Genomic DNA, 15,784 nt, shown 5'->3' on the forward strand with positions numbered 1-15,784 from the left:
TTTGCTCCAAAGCACGGGAGGGTAGCCCTCGAAGACGACCGAGTGAATGAGGCAATTCCCACTGTTTTGGGGGCTTAGCTTCCATTCTTGCATTATGTAGAACAGAAAAAATTGAAGGGGCCCAAAAGAACCAGAGGAGCAAAATAAAAAGCTCACTCCGCGAGCCTCTTCCTCATGAAATCCTCAAAACGGTCCATGGCCTCCTCCAGAACCGGGACCGGCGGCAGGAAGACTATCCTGAAGTGCCAGTCACCGGTTCTACCAAAACCGGAGCCGTGGACGAAGAGTACGTGAGCCTCGTGGAGGACGTCCATGACAAAGTCGAGGTCGCCCTTCCACTTTGAGCGCTCATCAATGCGCGGGAAGATGTAGAACGCCCCCTGCGGTTTCTGGGTGCTTATACCTGGAATCTCCGTGAGGCGCCTGTAGATGTAGTCCCTCCTCTCCCTGAGTTTGGCCATGTAATCCCTCAGGTAGTCCATCGGCCCTGTGAGGCCGGCTATGGCCGCGAACTGCGCCGGGGTACTCGGGCATATCCTTATCCTCATGAGCTTGTCGATCGCTTCCCTGACTTCGGCAAGCTTGCCCTCCGGGTCAACGTAGTAGAAATAGCCGAGGCGCCAGCCGGTTGCGAAATAGACCTTCGACAGGCCGTTCATGACTATTACTGGCACGTCCCGGGTGAGGGAACCTGGAGAGACGTGCTTTCCCTCGTAGGTCATCAGGTCGTAGATCTCGTCGCTTATCACTGGAAGGTCGTACTCGCCGGCGAGGTCGAGGATCCCTTTAACGGTCTTCCTCTCGTAAAGGGCTCCCGTGGGGTTGTTGGGGTTTATAACGGCGATTGCCTTCGTCCTCTCGTCTATGAACTTTCTCATGTCCTCAACATCGGGCTGCCATCCCCTCTCCTCGATAGTTGGGTACTCCCTCGGCTCGCCGCCGTAAAACCTCACCAGCCCCGTGTAAGGGGGATAGCTCGGGCCCGGAACGAGTATGTTGTCGCCTGGGTCCAGCAAACCCCCAAAAAGAAGCTGGAGTGCCTCAGTGACGGCGGCGGTAACTCTGACGTCCTCGGGAGTTATGTCAACGCCGTTCTTCCTTTTCTCACGCCTCACCACGGCCTCCCTCATCTCGGGGAGACCTTCGCTCGGTCCGTAGTAGTTGTGCCCCTCCCCTATGGCGCGGCAGTAGGCATCCTTCATGTGCTCCGGCGGCTGGAAGTCGTACTTCCCGGGATCGCCTATGTTGAGCCGGATCACATCAACGCCCTTCCTCTCAAGCTCCCTCGCCGGGAGGACAACGTCCCTTATGGCGTACTTAACGCCCATGGCCCTCTTCGACGGTTTGATCAACGTTATCACCATGGGGGGCTTTGATACAGCCTGTAAAAAACCTTCCGCCGAAAAAGTTTTAATTTCACCCCCTCACCACCCTCCATGAACGTCCTCATCCCCCTCCTCGTGGGCCTCACTATTGGAATCCCCCTGAGGGGCAGAGGAGGCAGAAAGGCCATCCAGAGGGCAGTGAACGCGGTGGTTCTGGCTCTGATATTTTTCTTGGGCGTCCGCTCTGGAGAGGTCAATATGAACCTTGGATGGGCCACTTGGGTCTCCTTTGGGATAGCCATCCTGACCTCGGCGGCGAGCCTCGCCGGGGCGCTCGCAGTGTGGAGGTGGGCCCGATGAGGGGGTATGGCCTCTTTGTGCTTATCGTTCTAAGCGCTGGATTCATGGTCGGAAGGTCTTTCCATCCGAACTTGGGGGACACCTACGAACTCGTCCTCTATGCCCTCGTGTTCCTGATAGGTTTAGACATCGGCATGGAGCCGGTTCTTCCAGGATCGGGAAGGGCCCAGCTCGCGCTGCCAGTCCTTTTGCTCCCCATGAGCACGATGGCGGCCTCAATGGCCGCAGGGATTCTCTCAGCGATTCTCTTTGGGATGCCCCTGAAATACGCCGCCGCCATTGGGGCGGGTTGCGGCTGGTATTCCTACACTGGCCCTGTCATCGCCTCGTACTCCGCCCTCTACGGAACGGTGGGCTTCCTCTCCAACCTCTTCAGGGAGCTGCTCACGATAGCGGCGTACCCCGTCCTGAAAAAGTACGTGTCTCCGGGGCCCCTCGTCTCGATTGGGGGCGCAACTACGATGGACACAACGCTCGGCATAATAAGGGAGGCGGGGGGAAGGGAAGCCGGTATAGTAGCATTCATCCACGGCTTCGTCCTTACGATGGCGGTGCCCTTCCTCGTCCCCCTGCTCCTGGGCTGATCACTCCTTCCAGCGGGGGTTGTCAACGATTTTAACTTCCCCTGCCTCCTCGATCACCAGCTTGGAGAAGCCCTTCTCCTTTATGGATCCGTAGTCGTGGCCTGCATCTGCAGGGTAGACCGCGAGGAATATGAAGGGTTCATCTCCTGTGTTAACCGTCCTGTGGGCCCAGTATGGCGGGACGTAGACGACGGTTCCCGGGTTCATTGGCACCCATTCGCCCCTTCCCTCGGGAGTCTGGAGCAGCATTCCCCCCCTGCCCCGGATTGCGTAGTACACCTCCGCTCTGTCCGGCTTTGCGTGGAAGTGGCCCTTCGTGAAGAAGAACTCCTTCCCAACCTTGCCGGGGTGGAGGACGGTCGTCGCGAAGTTTAGATCGCCCTCTTTTTCATCCTGTTCAACAGCGTAAACCTCGTAGACCACCGGGTTCTTCTTAAGGAGCTCATTGCAGGCCTCTTCATCGAGGAAGTAGCCCTTAAGATCGCTTAGCCGCCTGATGAGCTTTTTGGCACCGGGAATGACGCCGGTCTCAAGGTCTACATTAACTCCAATCGGATCCTTGTAGTCCATCAGCATCACCGGGAACAGTTCAGGAGGGCCCTATTTAACCTTTCCCTCGTGTGCCTCCGCGGCATTACAATGCGTTGAGGGCGTAAGTTAGGCCGGTTGAGATAGCCCAGATGCCGGCGTTCCAGCGGAGCACCTTCCAGCCATCGAGGGGTGGTATGGGCCAGAGGTTGAAGAAGGCTATCCAGAGGTTGACCGAGGTCGTAAGAGCGAGGGCGAGCTTGATGGAGCCGGTAGTCAACGGCATGAGGAGCAGACCGATGATCCCAACGAGCACGTTGACCGCCGGGCCGGCGAGGGCTATCCTCCCGAAGGTGGGCCTGTGTGAAGGCATGTAGGGGGCGTATATCTGGACTGCCCCAACAGCCGCAAAGACCCAGGTGTTGCCGCTCACGACCCTGCTCCCTATCCCCAAGAGGAGCGCGAGAACTATCCCGGGATCCCAGCGTCGGTAGAAGGCGGTGTAGCCGTAGCGCTCGGCAACCAGTTTGTGGGCCAGTTCGTGAAATACGAAGGCGGTTAAAACCGCCAGGGAAGCGTAGGGGAGCAGACCAACCCGGAAATCAGAGAACAGGAGCACCAAAACGATGAAGGAGATGGTGAGGTCCTCCACCTCGCGCCGTTTCATTTAGATTTCACCTCAATTCTGCGGCCCAGGACGAGCTCGGCTGCCTTGACGGCCGCCCCGCCCCTGCCAACGGCTATCCTGATCTGATCCTCTGGGACGTAAACGACCAGCCTGTTCCCGTCCTCCTCGATTTTGAGTATCTCAACGTTGAGCATCCTTCTGAGCTTTTCGGCAACCTCCTCCATGGCACTCCCCATTTACCTACCTCCCAATGGATTATAAACCTTGCTGATGGCCCCATTGAGGAGGTGCTCAAGCCCGGGTTTGTGGCCGAGACCGACCACGGCAACTATTCGTGGCTTTCTGATTTCCCTCCCCATAAGACCCTCGACGATAGATGCTATGCGGAGGGCCATCAGGAGGTTCCTCTCCTCCACGAGGACGCGGTAGATGTAGGGGTACCTCTCCCTGAACTCGGCCATCATGATCCTGTAGTCCCCTATGGGGTCGAAGTCCTCAGAAGAGAGCGCAAAGGGCAGGAAAACGCTCAGGGACTCTAAGGCGAGCATGAGCTTTTCCCTAAGCGGAGCCGCCAAGAGCTTTGAGAGTATAACCCTTATGTCCTCGTCTATGAGGAAGATCTGAGCCCCCATCGAAGCCGCGGTCTCGGCGGCGGCCCTCATCTCCTCCCCCGGCGCCATGCCGAACTGCTCCCCGAGGCGCTCCTCGACCTTGGCTAAAAAGTAGTTCAGGGCCCCAGACCTGCCGAGCCTGAAAGCCTCCCCAGCCCCGGGTCGGTGGCCGGATTGCATGCCCATAAAGCGGCTCCAGTCCAGCTCAAGGGCAACTGCGTGGGGCCTCCACGATCTTATCTCCTCCACGACCCGCTCCCTGCTCTCGGGGGAGACGTGCATCGTCCCCACAACCTTCACGTACCTCAGGTAGTTCACCCTCCTCACCGCACCAGCCTCCAAAGTTTCCTCCCCTTGGGGCCGAACGTTAACGCGTCGAAGTCCCTGGGAACAAGGAACTCAACCCCCAAGCTTCTGCAGATCTCGGAGGCAACCGAAGCGTATTCGTCATAGCCGTAGCGGAAAGCCCTGTGGAAGAGCGCGAGGAGCTTTACATCGGCCCTTTCAGCAAGGGCGCAGGCTTCCTCAACAGTCGAGTGGTAGCCCTCCCCCCTATCGGCGGGGCTCAGGTAAGTTGCGTCGTGGACGAGCAGATCAGCGTTCCTCGCGAAGAGTGCCGTTCTCTCCGCGGGCCTCGTGTCTCCGCTGTAAACAACCTTAACGCCTTTCCTCCTCGGCCCCGTGACGTCCTCTATGTGCACCTCCCTCCCGTTTATTTTAAGAACACCCTCCCTCTCAAGCCTTCCGAGCAGAGGGCCTGGGCGCAGGCTGTACTGGGCGAGCTTTTCTGGGAGGAACTTCCCCCTTCGATCGTTCTCCTTGAACACGTAGCCTAAAGCAGGAACGCCGTGCTCGACCTCAAAGCTCCAGACCTCGTACCCCCTGAACTTCAACCTGACCTCGCCGATCTCGTGGACGTGCACTTCAAAGCCCGACCTGAAAAAACCGCTGCTCAGGAAGTTCTGAACGAACTCTATCGTGCGCTCCGGGCCGTAGATGTGGAGGGGCCTTCTCCTCTTCCAGAGGTTCATCGTCTGTATGAGCGCCGCGAGGCCGAGGTAGTGGTCACCGTGGAAATGGGTTATAAATATCTTTTCAATCCTCATGGGGCTGAGTTTAGCGGTGTTCATCTGCCTTATCGTTCCCTCGCCGACGTCAAAGAGCAAAACCTCGCCCCCGTACCTCAGCGCTATCGCCGGCACGTTCCTCTCCCTGGTCGGCATTATCCCCCCGGTCCCTAAGAAGAACACGTCGAGCATGGTTGAAGGTGGGCGGAGGGTTTTAAAACCCTTTGCAGGTGGAAAGGGTTAAAACGGTGGGCGTCCAACCACTGGAGGGTGAAAACATGGAGGAGATAAGGAAGGCGATTGAGGAGAAGGATGCGAAAAAGCTGGCCGCCCTGCTCTACTACAAGGTGGACGAGCTCAGCGATGAAGAGCTGGAGGAAGTCCTCAGGGAGGCCGAGAAGCTGGCGCTTGAGGCCGAGGACTGGGAGCTCTACAAGCTCGTCGTCTACTACTACCACGAATTCCTCAACGTTGATAAAATAGGCGAGTTTGAGGAGATCGCGGAGAAGAAGGGGACGTTTGAGGTAAGGTTCCATCTCGCGGACCTCTACTTCCTGATAGGGGAGCTTGAGAAGAGCCTCGCCATGTACACCTCCCTCTTAGAGGAGGAGATAGCTAAGGGAAACATGAGGCATGCCGGGGAGATCTACTATAACATGGCCCTGATACAGGAGGAGCTTCAGGATTACGAAAAGGCCTACGAGCTCCTTGAGAGGGCGGAGAAAACCTTTGAGAGCTTAGGTGATTCCGAGAGGGTCATGGAGGTGAAGGTCTACAAGGCCTACGTGAGGTTTGAAATGGGGGAACCGAACGTCGCCAAGGCGGAGCTCGCAAAGCTCCTTCCCGAACTCGTCGGGAGCGGCAACGGCAGGCTGCTCGCCGAGGTTCACCTCTCCTTCGAGGAGATATTCGAGGACGGGGACAACTACGAGGCGGCGCTCCAGGAGTGCCTCTACGCCATGCTGAGGGCCGTTGGAACTGAGTACTACGACGTTGCGTTCGACGCCCTCGTGGACGTGCTCTGGCAGCTCTTCCTTGAGGACGACTTCAGCACGGTCTACAACAACATGGACATGTTCGCCGCGGCTTTTCCAGATTTGGCTGACTTCTTCGAGGGCGTGAAGAAACTGGCGCTCTTCAAGGAGGGCAGAATCGAGGAAAAAGAGCTCACGGAGGCGATAGAAAAGGTCAAGGACAGAAGACTACTGGATCTTCTCGAATTCCTCGGGGAGGCCGAGCTCTGAGGCCATTCTCCTGGCCACCATTTCATTTCCCCCAAGCCGGGTGTAGAGGCGGAAGTTCTCGGTGAACCTCTTGAGCAGCCTCTCCCTCTCCCTACCCCTCGCGAGACGTACTCTGGTGAAATCCACGGCCATCTCTACTAAAAGGCAGTCCGCTCTGCTGAAGGGGATCGGAGGAAGACGGCCCTCTATCTCCCCCTCCGGGAAGAAGGTGCAGTTTAGAACCTTCGACTCCCCTATGGCGTCCTTCCAGGAACCCTCGGTGCAAGCTGCCGTCCCGTAGAGGCCGGGCAGCGATTTTATCCACCTGTACGGCCCGGCGTTCTCAACCTCTATCCCGGAGAAGTCGTTGAGGGCCAGAGAAACTATCAGGGCTGCGGAGTTGCTCACCTGGATTGAGGCGTGGCGGTCTCTGAGAAGGTCATGGTAGCTCTCACCCTCAAAGAGCCTGAACTTTAGGACATGCCCCTCCCTGACGGTGCCCACTGGGGTTACGTTGCTTCTCGTCGTCAGCAGGACTTCGTACACCTGCCCCTCTCTAAAAAAAGACAGGAGGGCCATTAGAGCACCTCAGAGCTGTTTGGGAAGCACCAAGATGTCGTCCCGCCGTATATAGAACTTTATGGGCTGGGTGGGCCTGATCACGGAGACCTCCCTCGTGCTTATCGTCCTCGCTATGATCCTCCTCTCCCCGAAGACCCCAATGACCTCCACGAAGAAACCGTAGTACTCAACGAGGTCCACAGTGCCCTCGAGCGTGATTGCGTCTTCAACAGGGTGGAGGCTGATGCGCTCGGGCCTTATCACTATGACCACGTCGTCCTTCTCGCCGCTGTAAGTTAGCCCTTCGAGGCGGAAGCTCTCGAACTCGACCGTTACCCTGTCCCCTTCCCTCTCCGTGACCTTTGCGGGTATAACGTTGGTCTTGCCCATGAAGGAAGCCACGAACTCGGTTTTCGGGTGCTCGTATATCTCCCTCGGGGATCCAACCTGCTCGACGGTTCCGACGTTCATAACGGCTATCCTGTCGCTTATCGCCATGGCCTCCTCCTGGTCGTGGGTGACGTAGAGGACAGTGATGCCCAACTCCCTCTGTATCCTCCTTATCTCCGAGCGCATCTCAAGGCGGAGCTTTGCGTCGAGGTTGCTCAGCGGCTCGTCGAGGAGGAGGAGTTTGGGCTCGACAACGAGGGCCCTGGCTATCGCAACACGCTGCTGCTGCCCGCCGCTGAGTTGCGTCGGATACCTGTCCTCGAACCCCTGGAGCTTGACCAGCTCGAGGGCCCATTTGACGCGCTTCTCTACCTCCCCCTTCGGGAGCTTCCTTATCCTGAGGCCGTAGGCCACGTTGTCGAAGACGCTCATATGGGGCCAGAGGGCGTAGTTCTGGAAGACCAGCACCGCCCCCCTGTCGCTGGAGCTGAGGTTCGTAACGTCCTGATCGCCGAAGAAGACCTTCCCCTCCGTTGGGTAGTCAAGTCCGGCTATTATCCTGAGCGTCGTCGATTTGCCGCAACCGCTCGGTCCGAGGAGGGTGAAGAGCTCACCGTGTTTTATGTGCAGGCTTATACCCTTGAGTGCAACCGTTTCTCCAAACCTCTTAACGATGTTCTCAAGCCTGACCTCTACCATTCTACCACCTCACGATAGGCCTATGAAGGAGTACCTCTGCTTCGTGATCACGTTCACGAGCACTATTGAGATTATCTGAACCGTTATAAGTAGCACGCCGAGCGCGGCCGCTATGTTGATGCTGCCCGCTGCCGAGAGGAGCACTTCCTTCATGAACGCCGTTATCGGGGCCTTGGCCATGTTGAGCGAACCCAAGGTGATGCCGACGCTCGTTTCACTCATCGCGTAGACGAAGCTCAGCATGGCACCGCCGAAGACGTTGAGGGAGATGAGCGGCAGGACTATGCCGGTTACAGTCTTCCACCTGCTGGCACCCAAGTTCATGGAGGCCTCCTCAAGGGACACATGAACCTGCTGAAGGCCGGCGTAGACGGATCTCGCCGCAAAGGGCAGCCTTCTGACCGAGTAGGCTAAGATTAGGACGTAGGCCGGGTTAAACGTGGCCGGGCTTATGGGGTCGAGCGGTGTGCCTGGGAACACCAGGTGGAAGAAGTAGAAGTAGCCCATTGCGACGACTATCCCGGGAACCGCCATGGGCAGTATGACTATGCTCTCAAGGACCGGCGTCAGTGCGCCCTTGAACCTGCTGGTGGCGTAGGAGGATGTTATAGAGAGGAGGACTATCAGGATGACGGCAACGGTTGAGTAGAGCAGGCTGTTAACGATGTACCTCCTAACGTCGGGGGTTAAGATCATCTGCTTGACGTAGTTGAAGCTGAACTTGCTGACTTGCCCAGCTGGAATGTTGAACATCGTGGCCTTGAAGCGCGTTGAAGTCAGGTTAACTGTGCCGCCGGAGAGGAGTTCTCCGGTTCCAGTTATTGGGCCCTTCATCTGAGTGTGGATCGTCCCGTTGTAGCGGGATGCGAGGCCCTGAAAGTCAGCGTAGGAGATATCCCCTGTCAGCTTGACTTCTCCGTTATTTACCGTGACCTTCCCCACAAAGAAACCGCTTATCGAGCCGTTTATAACGCCGATCGAGTCAGAGTAACCCTTGACAGTACCCTGGAAGAACCAGCCGCCCTTTGGAGTCACCAGAGTGCCATTCGTTATCGATCCAGTTGGATACATAACCCCTGTGACTGACGCGGTTATATCGGTAACGTTGGTGACGATTCTGTGCTGCTCCGTGAAAGCGAGCTGAACGACGCCAACCTGGGGTGTTATCGTGAAGAGTAGCAGGGGCAGTAGGAGAAGGTATATTATTAGCGCCTGGCCTATGCGCGGCTTGCTGACCCGCGGAGACCACCTTCCGCCCTTACTCAGCATCGCGTACTGTCTGAGGCTGACGTACTTCCTTATTCCGAGGAAGGCTATGATCGCAAGGGTCAGCATAACTATGGCGAGGGCCGCTATGAGCGGGCTCCTCTCACCCGTCCCAAAGAGGAACTTGCTGAATATCTGGTAGGACATTATTCTCTTGGCGAGGTCGTTGCTGTGGAAGACTATGGGCGCGGCGAGGTCTTCAAGGCTGAATATGAAGACGAGGGTTGCGCCAGCGGCTATGCCCGGGAGGGCCAGCGGAAAGGTTACTGTCCTGAACAGGTGAAAGCCCCTGCTCCCGAGGTTCTCGGCCTGCTCCTCAAGGCTCGGGTCTATGTTGATGAAGCTCGCGTAGGCGTTGAGGTAGACTATCGGGTAGTAGGTTATGGACTGGGCGAGGGCTATTCCGGCCAGGCCGTCAACCCTCACCCTGAAACCAAAGAGGGCGTGCAGGATAGAGCTTACTATTCCATATTCGCTGAAGATCTGCTGGACGACGTAGGCGCTGACGAAGGGAGTAACGAGCAGGGGTATGAAGAGGAGTATCCTGAAGAGGTTTTTGCCGGGGAAGGTGTACCTCGCCATCAGAAAGGCGAAGATCGTACCAATGAATGACGCTAACAGGGTCACCACGGAGGCCACGATTATAGAGTTCAGAACTATTCCAAAGTCGAGACCCTGTATTATGTAGAGGGTCTCGCCCGTCCCCGGCATCTTCACGCTCTGAAAGAGCGACCACGTTGAGGGGAGTTTTATGTAATCGGAATTGAAGGAGAATATCTCCCTAAACCAGTGAAGAGACAAACTACCATTGTACGTAAAGGCTATGGCCAGCATGGCCAGGACGGGGATTATCAGGAAGAAGAGCAGGTAGAGCAGGGGAAAAAGATAAGAGGTGGCGACGAGAGGCTCGAACTTCGGTGTACCGAAGAGCCTCTCGCTCCAGTTAGACTTCATCCATTCACCTCCTTGAGAACCTTCTCGTACTTGGCCCTGGCACCTTCACGCCACTCCTGCATGAGGGTGTCCTTGAAGTCGGGATCCTTGAGCAGGCGGTCGTTTATCTTCATTGCATACTGCTCGGTGAAGGTGACCATCTTACCAGTCTCAGGGTCTTTGAACTGGAAGAAGTCCGTGAGTTCATTTTTGAGCTTGTTGAATGTTGCATCATCTATTTTACCGCTCTTGTGGGCGTTGACGAGGGCCATCCAGGCCTGGCGGAGCTCGGGGTTCGTGTCAACGAGGGTGGCCTTGAAGTAGAGCTGGAGGGAGTTGACGGTCTTGAGGGCCTCGGTGTCGTTGAAGGCTATGCCCTTGGTGTGGAGGGCCATGTAGTAAGCCGTCTTGAGGTCGGGCCTCTTCCTGCCCTCGGGGGTGTTGAAGATGCTTGGGTTGACGGGCAGCCTGTTGACATCCTTGTTGAGCCATATCAGCTGGCCGTCTGTGAGCACCCAGTAGATGAAGGCCTGGGCGGCCTGGGGGTGCCGGCTGTACTTGAGGAGAGCTATCGGGTCGCCGTTGATTATGCTCTCCCCGGCTGGGATTATGTAAACACAGTCCGGGTTGAGCCTCATCGCGGTGTAGCCGTAGAAGTCTATCGTGTTTCCGGCCGCTATGTCGCCTGCTATAACAGCTTCCCTTACCGCATCGCTGGCCGAGTAGATCCTGGAGTTGGCGGCTATGAGGGTGAGGATCCTCCATCCCTTGTCCCATCCGAAGGTCTGGAGGATTATCTGGTAGATCCTCGTGTTGGAAGTGCTCATCGTTGGATCTGCTATGCCGTACTGCGGCGGGTCACGGGCCCAGGCCTCGGTGGCTATGTCCTCCCACTTGTGGGGCTCTGGAAGATCCCATCTTTTGAGGGCCTTTTTATTCTCAGTGAAGCCGAAGGAGGAAAGCGCAGCGGCTATCCAGTATATCTTTCCATCGGGGCCCTTCCTGACCATCGGCATGCCCGCGAGGGTCTCGGATATGTTCTTGCCGAGCAGACCCAAGACCTTCTGGTCGGTTATGGGGGCGAGGTAGCCCTCGGTGTAGAGGTTGTCGAAGAGGGTCGGTCCCCCGCCCCATCCAACGTCGGCGTGGCCTAACTTTATGAGCCTCGGCCACTGGGACTCGGTTGCCTTGATGAACTTGATCGAGGTTATGTGGTACTCCTTGGCTATTTTACTCTTGAGGAAGGCCTCCTTCGCGAGGAGCTGTATCGTCGTGTCGTGCCTCGTCAGGACTATGAGTTCTATCCCTTTGGAAGGGGTACTCGATGTGGTAGAGGATGAGCTCGTAGTCGAAGTGGTTGAGGTCGTTGAGGAGGTAGTTGTTGATGAGGATGTGCTTGAGGTTGTGGATGTGGTTGATGAGGGGCTCTGAGTTGAGGAGGTCTGAGGTGTGGTATGGCTCGTGGAGCTGCTCGGTGATGGCTTGTTGCTTGAAGTGCTTGCGCCGCCACCGCCTCCGAGACAGCCTGCGGCAACTACGCTAAAAAGCAGAACAAAAAGCAAGAGCACTGCAGCACTCTTTTTCATGGTTCCCACCTCACTTCAATCTGAGGCACACGTTTTTAAGGTTTTGTTACACCCAGGGGGAGATACAGTGAAATCCCCCGCAACTGTTTTACAGGGGCATGCTTAATATGGGTTTTGGTCGGCTAAGCTTAAAAAGCGGCAGAGATAGCTTAGATAGGGATCGAAATGGAGGCAGTGAAGGCCGAGAACCTGACCGTGACCTACAGGGGCTACGTTGCCATCAGCGACGTTACGTTCTCGCTCGAAGAGGGAACCACTTTGCTCCTCCTTGGCCCCAACGGCGCCGGGAAGACAACGCTCCTGAAAACCATAGCTGGAATACACAGTGAGTACGCCGGCAGGGTTCTCGTCTTTGGGAAGGAGCCCTGGCGGGCGAGGGAAAACATCTCCTACGTGCCCCAGAGTCATACATTAAATGAAAGCGTCCCCCTCACGGCCCTTGAGGTCGTGGCGATGGGGGCCCTCTACCGCTCTGGCTTCCTTCACAGGAAGATCCCGGAGGAAATAGAAGAGAAGGGCACGAGGGCCCTCAAGTTCGTGGGACTGCCGGGTATCCAGGATAAGCTGTTCAGGAACCTGAGCGGAGGTCAGAAGCAGAGGGTTCTACTGGCGAGGGCGCTCATAAGCGAACCCAAACTTCTCCTCCTCGACGAGCCATTGTCCGCCCTCGACCCATCCGCGAGGGCCGAGGTAACGGGCGTCCTCAGGAAGATAAAGAAGAGGCGGGGGCTGACGATGATAATAACCACTCACGACATAAACCCCCTCCTTGAGATAGGGGACAGGGTAATGCTGATAAACAGAAGGATGGTGGCCTTTGGGAGGCCGGACGAGGCCCTGAAGGACGAGATAATAAAGGCCGTTTACGGCCCCATGGCCCGGGCAATAAAGGTTGAGGACAAGCTCTACTGCATAACCGGAGACTTCCACGTGTTCAAGAGGGGGGGAGGGAGGTGATACCGGACTTCCTCCTTAGGGCCCTGGTGGCGAGCGTCACGATAAGCACCCTCCTTGGGCTCCTCAGCCCGTTGATAAACGTGAAGGGGCTCGCCTTCCTGACCCACGCGATATTCCATGCACTGCTCTTCGGCGCCGTCCTTGGGATGATACTCGGGCTCCTCCTCAACAACCTCTCCCTCGTCATGCTCACGGCAGCCCTGGTTACAGTCTCCATCGTTGTGGTGATAGCGGAGCTGGAGCACCTCGGCTTCTCCCCGGACTCCTCGGTCGGGATAGTGGCGAGCTTCGTGGCCGGCCTCACCGTCTTGGGCTTCGGGATCCTCTACAAGGTCATGGAGGGCAGGCCCTACTACCCGTTAGGGGAGAACATAGTCTCATACCTAACGGGAGAGCTCTTTTTGGTCAGCCTCAGGAACCTTGAAACGCTCAGCATAGCCGGCTTCCTCATACTCCTTTTCCTCCTCGTGTTTTACAGGGATTTCCTCTACGTAAGCTTCGATCCAGAGGGGGTTGAGAGCTACGGCGGCAACACGAGGCTCTACCTTCTCGTTCTCTACGTCATAGTCGGTGCAACTGGCTCCCTGATCGTCCAGAGCGTCGGCCTGGTGACCCTCCAGGTCATCGCGATACTCCCGGGGGCGATAGCAATGATGATAACTGACAACCTCAGAAAAGTTGTTCTCGCGAGCTTAGGGATAACCCTCACCGTTCAGGTGGTCTCGATAGGGGTAGCCTACTACACTGCAATCCCCCCGAGCGGCATAGCCACGGTCCTCCTCGGGGTTATCTACGGACTCCTGCTGGCGAGGCGGTGAGGATGGGGAAGAAAGTGGCCGGGGCCGACGAAGCTGGCAGAGGGCCTGTCATAGGACCCCTCGTGATAGCGGCGGTTGTTGTTGATGAGAACGAAGTCCAGAAGCTCTCAGAGATCGGGGTGAGGGACTCCAAGAGGCTCAGCCCCCGGAGAAGGGAGGAGCTCTTTGGGAGGATAAGGGAGATAGCTGAGGACGTCTCTGTCCTTGAGCTCTGGCCGGAGGAGATAAACTCCTGGGACGGAACCCTCAACGAGCTTGAGGTGGAGGGCTTCGCGAGGGCTCTCAACTCACTCAGGGTTAAACCAGACGTCGTTTACGTTGACGCGGCTGACGTCAATGAGGGGCGCTTCGGAGTCGAAATCTCAAAGGGACTGGACTTCAAGGCCAAGGTGATAGCGGAGCACGGGGCGGACGCCAAGTTCCCCGTCGTCTCCGCCGCTTCTATAGTGGCGAAGGTGGTAAGGGACAGGGGGATAGAGGAGCTTCGGAAGGAGTACGGCGAGATAGGCTCCGGCTATCCAAGCGATCCGAGGACGAGGAAGTTCTTGGAGGATTACCTCAGGGAGCACGGAGACTTTCCCCCGATAGTCCGGAGGAAATGGAAGACCTTAGACAAGGTAAGGGAAAAGGTTGAGAAGGGGCAGAGGAGCTTATACGACTTCCTCCCCTGAGCTTTCATCCTTCCTCGGGAGCCCGCCGGGCCGGGGTTCCCTCCTCTTCACCCTGATCTCCCTCCTCTTCGGAAGGCCGTCTAAGTTTACGTACACCGAGGGAATCGGAAACGGGAAGGGTTCTTGAGCGACCTCCTCTTCCTCGGGCTTTCTGCGATCCTCAACGTACCTAACGAAGCGCCCAACGTGCAGTATCTTGCCGAGCCAGTAGAGGTAATCGAGGAGAGACTCGGTGAAGGCCTCCCACTTCACGATCTCGTTGGCAACCACACCAGTAACGACCGCCGCCTCCGGGACGAGGGCCGTTGCGTAGAAGCTGAACTGGGTCTTCCCACCCAGGGCGTACTGGAGGGCGAAGAGAGCAACCGTGCTCCAGAAAATGCCGAACGGGACGAGAACCGCCCCCTTTCTCCGCCAGACGTAGGGGATTGCGAAGATAGCAGCAATCATGAAGAGGAGAAGCGCCGGGTCTGTGCTGGCAACGACGTCAGGGTTGAAGTGGAAGTGGAACGACTTTCCGTTGTAGAACCACTCCCAGAAGGGTGCCGTCCACGGGTTAGGCCCCTTGTAGCTGAGGTGCCATTTGAAGCTCCCCAAGAAGTTCATCAGCCAGTCCTTGAAGCCAACGACCTTCACAGCGGGAACCTCAGGAAGGAGGAAACCGACTATCGGGAGCACCAGCAGGGCTGAGATCGAGATCACCAGCTCCCTGAGCCTGTCCCTGCACCTGAGAGAGAACTCGGCAAGCGCTATCAGAACCAAGATCGAGAGCGCCCTGTAGTAGTCGGGTCCTTTGAAGCCGGAGTAGTAGGCTGCGTAAGCCACGACGTCCCCCGCCAAGAGGAGGAGTATGATGAGCAACCTCCCGAGAACCCACCTTCCGGCCGAGCGGAGGTCGTTGAAGACCTGGATGAAGAAGACGGGGTAGCCGAAGGCACCGCTCAGCTTGGTAGCGGAGGATAGGCCTATGGAAACCCCCGTCCACATATCCCTGCCGTAGACGGCTAAGAGAAGGAAGAGGGCCACGAAGAAGGCCACGTAGATATCGAGCATGGCCGCGACGGCGGTGGCCTGAAGTGTTGGGTCGACTGCGACGAAGAAGAGCGCTATGAGGGAGGCGAGGTAGCTTCTGCTTACGCGGTAGGCAGCTAAGAGAACGAGGAGCTGGAGGATTGCAAAGAGTATGATGCCCGGGAGGCGCCAGCCAATGGGTCTGTCCCCGAAGAGGAGCATTCCGGCCATTATGAAGTCCTTTCCTAAGAAGGGGTGTTCGAGGTTGAGGTAGTTCTGTATGTTGTCCTTGTCCGGGTACTTGTAACCCGTGACGGTGTAGTACTCGCCGTCCGGGATGTACTTGGCTAAGTAGGCGAGAAAATCGCTCAGATGGCTCTCCTTGACTTCAACGTAGAGGCCCGGGAACTTCTGATAGCTCACCGTGGCGGAGAGGTTTCCACCGTACTCGGAGAGGGCCTCATTTACGATGTACTGGTATTTGAGCTTGGCGGTCTCGTCTTTGAAGATCACGTTGACCCCTTCGTAGCCGTCGTGGACGTAGTGGGGATCCATGCCGAGCCTGT

General features: G+C 57.1%; 17 protein-coding genes. 6 read left to right on the forward strand and 11 right to left on the reverse strand.

Going from position 1 to position 15,784, the window contains the following annotated elements:
- Positions 1-152 precede the first annotated feature (152 nt).
- Positions 153-1,352: a pyridoxal phosphate-dependent aminotransferase gene (locus MVB78_RS09610; protein ID WP_297490779.1), complete on the reverse strand. Its 1,200-nt coding sequence runs from the start codon at positions 1,350-1,352 to the stop codon at positions 153-155.
- A gap of 84 nt (positions 1,353-1,436) precedes the next feature.
- Between MVB78_RS09610 and MVB78_RS09615 the strand changes: the two genes are divergently transcribed.
- Positions 1,437-1,685, forward strand: a complete 249-nt coding sequence (locus tag MVB78_RS09615) for a hypothetical protein (RefSeq protein ID WP_297490740.1) — start codon at positions 1,437-1,439, stop codon at positions 1,683-1,685.
- Positions 1,682-2,269 carry a lysine exporter LysO family protein gene (locus MVB78_RS09620; RefSeq protein ID WP_297490742.1) on the forward strand — a complete coding sequence of 196 codons (588 nt, stop codon included), beginning with the start codon at positions 1,682-1,684 and terminating at the stop codon, positions 2,267-2,269. Before MVB78_RS09615 ends, MVB78_RS09620 begins: the two co-directional genes overlap by 4 nt.
- Here the strand turns inward: MVB78_RS09620 and MVB78_RS09625 are convergent, their stop codons facing one another.
- From MVB78_RS09625 to MVB78_RS09645, 5 genes are all read right to left on the reverse strand, one after another.
- Positions 2,270-2,839, reverse strand: coding sequence for a glucose-6-phosphate isomerase (locus tag MVB78_RS09625; protein ID WP_297490781.1), 570 nt, complete (start codon positions 2,837-2,839; stop codon positions 2,270-2,272). It abuts the gene before it with no gap.
- A 64-nt stretch (positions 2,840-2,903) separates the two neighbouring features.
- On the reverse strand, positions 2,904-3,464 hold the full coding sequence (locus tag MVB78_RS09630; RefSeq protein WP_297490745.1) for a site-2 protease family protein: 561 nt from the start codon (positions 3,462-3,464) through the stop codon (positions 2,904-2,906).
- Complete coding sequence (locus tag MVB78_RS09635; RefSeq protein WP_297490783.1) at positions 3,461-3,649, reverse strand: KH domain-containing protein; 189 nt, start codon at positions 3,647-3,649, stop codon at positions 3,461-3,463. Before MVB78_RS09635 ends, MVB78_RS09630 begins: the two co-directional genes overlap by 4 nt.
- A 12-nt stretch (positions 3,650-3,661) precedes the next feature.
- Positions 3,662-4,354: a TraB/GumN family protein gene (locus tag MVB78_RS09640; RefSeq protein ID WP_297490747.1), complete on the reverse strand. Its 693-nt coding sequence runs from the start codon at positions 4,352-4,354 to the stop codon at positions 3,662-3,664.
- A gap of 5 nt (positions 4,355-4,359) precedes the next feature.
- The gene (locus MVB78_RS09645) at positions 4,360-5,295 is read right to left on the reverse strand and encodes a ribonuclease Z (RefSeq protein ID WP_297490751.1); all 936 of its coding nucleotides are present in this window, start codon (positions 5,293-5,295) and stop codon (positions 4,360-4,362) included.
- Between the two features lie 86 nt (positions 5,296-5,381).
- Here MVB78_RS09645 and MVB78_RS09650 point away from each other — a divergent pair, with 86 nt between their 5' ends.
- Positions 5,382-6,347 carry a tetratricopeptide repeat protein gene (locus tag MVB78_RS09650; RefSeq protein ID WP_297490786.1) on the forward strand — a complete coding sequence of 322 codons (966 nt, stop codon included), beginning with the start codon at positions 5,382-5,384 and terminating at the stop codon, positions 6,345-6,347.
- Here the strand turns inward: MVB78_RS09650 and MVB78_RS09655 are convergent.
- The 4 genes from MVB78_RS09655 to MVB78_RS09670 are packed head-to-tail and all read right to left on the reverse strand — an operon-like array spanning position 6,306 to position 11,761.
- Positions 6,306-6,905: a DUF447 domain-containing protein gene (locus MVB78_RS09655; RefSeq protein WP_297490753.1), complete on the reverse strand. Its 600-nt coding sequence runs from the start codon at positions 6,903-6,905 to the stop codon at positions 6,306-6,308. The genes MVB78_RS09650 and MVB78_RS09655 overlap by 42 nt on opposite strands.
- A 9-nt stretch (positions 6,906-6,914) precedes the next feature.
- Positions 6,915-7,976, reverse strand: coding sequence for an ABC transporter ATP-binding protein (locus MVB78_RS09660; RefSeq protein WP_297490756.1), 1,062 nt, complete (start codon positions 7,974-7,976; stop codon positions 6,915-6,917).
- A 9-nt stretch (positions 7,977-7,985) separates the two neighbouring features.
- Positions 7,986-10,196, reverse strand: coding sequence for an iron ABC transporter permease (locus tag MVB78_RS09665; protein WP_297490758.1), 2,211 nt, complete (start codon positions 10,194-10,196; stop codon positions 7,986-7,988).
- Positions 10,193-11,761 (reverse strand): ABC transporter substrate-binding protein, encoded by a 1,569-nt coding sequence (locus MVB78_RS09670; RefSeq protein WP_297490788.1) that lies wholly within the window; start codon positions 11,759-11,761, stop codon positions 10,193-10,195. The genes MVB78_RS09665 and MVB78_RS09670 overlap by 4 nt, the downstream gene beginning before the upstream one ends.
- 165 nt (positions 11,762-11,926) lie before the next feature.
- Here MVB78_RS09670 and MVB78_RS09675 point away from each other — a divergent pair, with 165 nt between their 5' ends.
- From MVB78_RS09675 to rnhB, 3 genes are read left to right on the forward strand one after another with little or no spacing between them, the layout of a single operon-like run.
- On the forward strand, positions 11,927-12,718 hold the full coding sequence (locus MVB78_RS09675; RefSeq protein ID WP_297490760.1) for a metal ABC transporter ATP-binding protein: 792 nt from the start codon (positions 11,927-11,929) through the stop codon (positions 12,716-12,718).
- Entirely contained in the window at positions 12,715-13,536 is an 822-nt protein-coding gene (locus MVB78_RS09680; RefSeq protein ID WP_297490762.1) for a metal ABC transporter permease, read from the forward strand. The genes MVB78_RS09675 and MVB78_RS09680 overlap by 4 nt, the downstream gene beginning before the upstream one ends.
- Positions 13,537-13,538: 2 nt before the next feature.
- A complete protein-coding gene (gene rnhB / locus MVB78_RS09685; protein ID WP_297490765.1) occupies positions 13,539-14,207 on the forward strand; it encodes a ribonuclease HII in 669 nt (222 codons plus the stop codon).
- On the opposite strand, the gene MVB78_RS09690 is transcribed toward rnhB, so the two are convergent.
- A partial coding sequence (locus MVB78_RS09690) for a dolichyl-phosphate-mannose--protein mannosyltransferase (RefSeq protein WP_297490767.1) occupies positions 14,187-15,784 on the reverse strand: 1,598 nt, incomplete at its 5' end. The genes rnhB and MVB78_RS09690 overlap by 21 nt on opposite strands.

This window comes from Thermococcus sp., from assembly GCF_026991495.1.
In the GTDB taxonomy this organism is placed as follows: domain Archaea; phylum Methanobacteriota_B; class Thermococci; order Thermococcales; family Thermococcaceae; genus Thermococcus.

Coding starts and splice junctions, on each gene's coding strand:
- MVB78_RS09635 (WP_297490783.1), bottom strand. CDS start 3,649: ATGGAGGAGGTTGCCGAAAAGCTCAGAAGGATGCTCAACGTTGAGATA.
- MVB78_RS09670 (WP_297490788.1), bottom strand. CDS start 11,761: ATGAAAAAGAGTGCTGCAGTGCTCTTGCTTTTTGTTCTGCTTTTTAGC.
- MVB78_RS09625 (WP_297490781.1), bottom strand. CDS start 2,839: ATGGACTACAAGGATCCGATTGGAGTTAATGTAGACCTTGAGACCGGC.
- MVB78_RS09660 (WP_297490756.1), bottom strand. CDS start 7,976: ATGGTAGAGGTCAGGCTTGAGAACATCGTTAAGAGGTTTGGAGAAACG.
- MVB78_RS09665 (WP_297490758.1), bottom strand. CDS start 10,196: ATGAAGTCTAACTGGAGCGAGAGGCTCTTCGGTACACCGAAGTTCGAG.
- MVB78_RS09620 (WP_297490742.1), top strand. CDS start 1,682: ATGAGGGGGTATGGCCTCTTTGTGCTTATCGTTCTAAGCGCTGGATTC.
- MVB78_RS09655 (WP_297490753.1), bottom strand. CDS start 6,905: ATGGCCCTCCTGTCTTTTTTTAGAGAGGGGCAGGTGTACGAAGTCCTG.
- MVB78_RS09615 (WP_297490740.1), top strand. CDS start 1,437: ATGAACGTCCTCATCCCCCTCCTCGTGGGCCTCACTATTGGAATCCCC.
- MVB78_RS09645 (WP_297490751.1), bottom strand. CDS start 5,295: ATGCTCGACGTGTTCTTCTTAGGGACCGGGGGGATAATGCCGACCAGG.
- rnhB (WP_297490765.1), top strand. CDS start 13,539: ATGGGGAAGAAAGTGGCCGGGGCCGACGAAGCTGGCAGAGGGCCTGTC.
- MVB78_RS09675 (WP_297490760.1), top strand. CDS start 11,927: ATGGAGGCAGTGAAGGCCGAGAACCTGACCGTGACCTACAGGGGCTAC.
- MVB78_RS09630 (WP_297490745.1), bottom strand. CDS start 3,464: ATGAAACGGCGCGAGGTGGAGGACCTCACCATCTCCTTCATCGTTTTG.
- MVB78_RS09650 (WP_297490786.1), top strand. CDS start 5,382: ATGGAGGAGATAAGGAAGGCGATTGAGGAGAAGGATGCGAAAAAGCTG.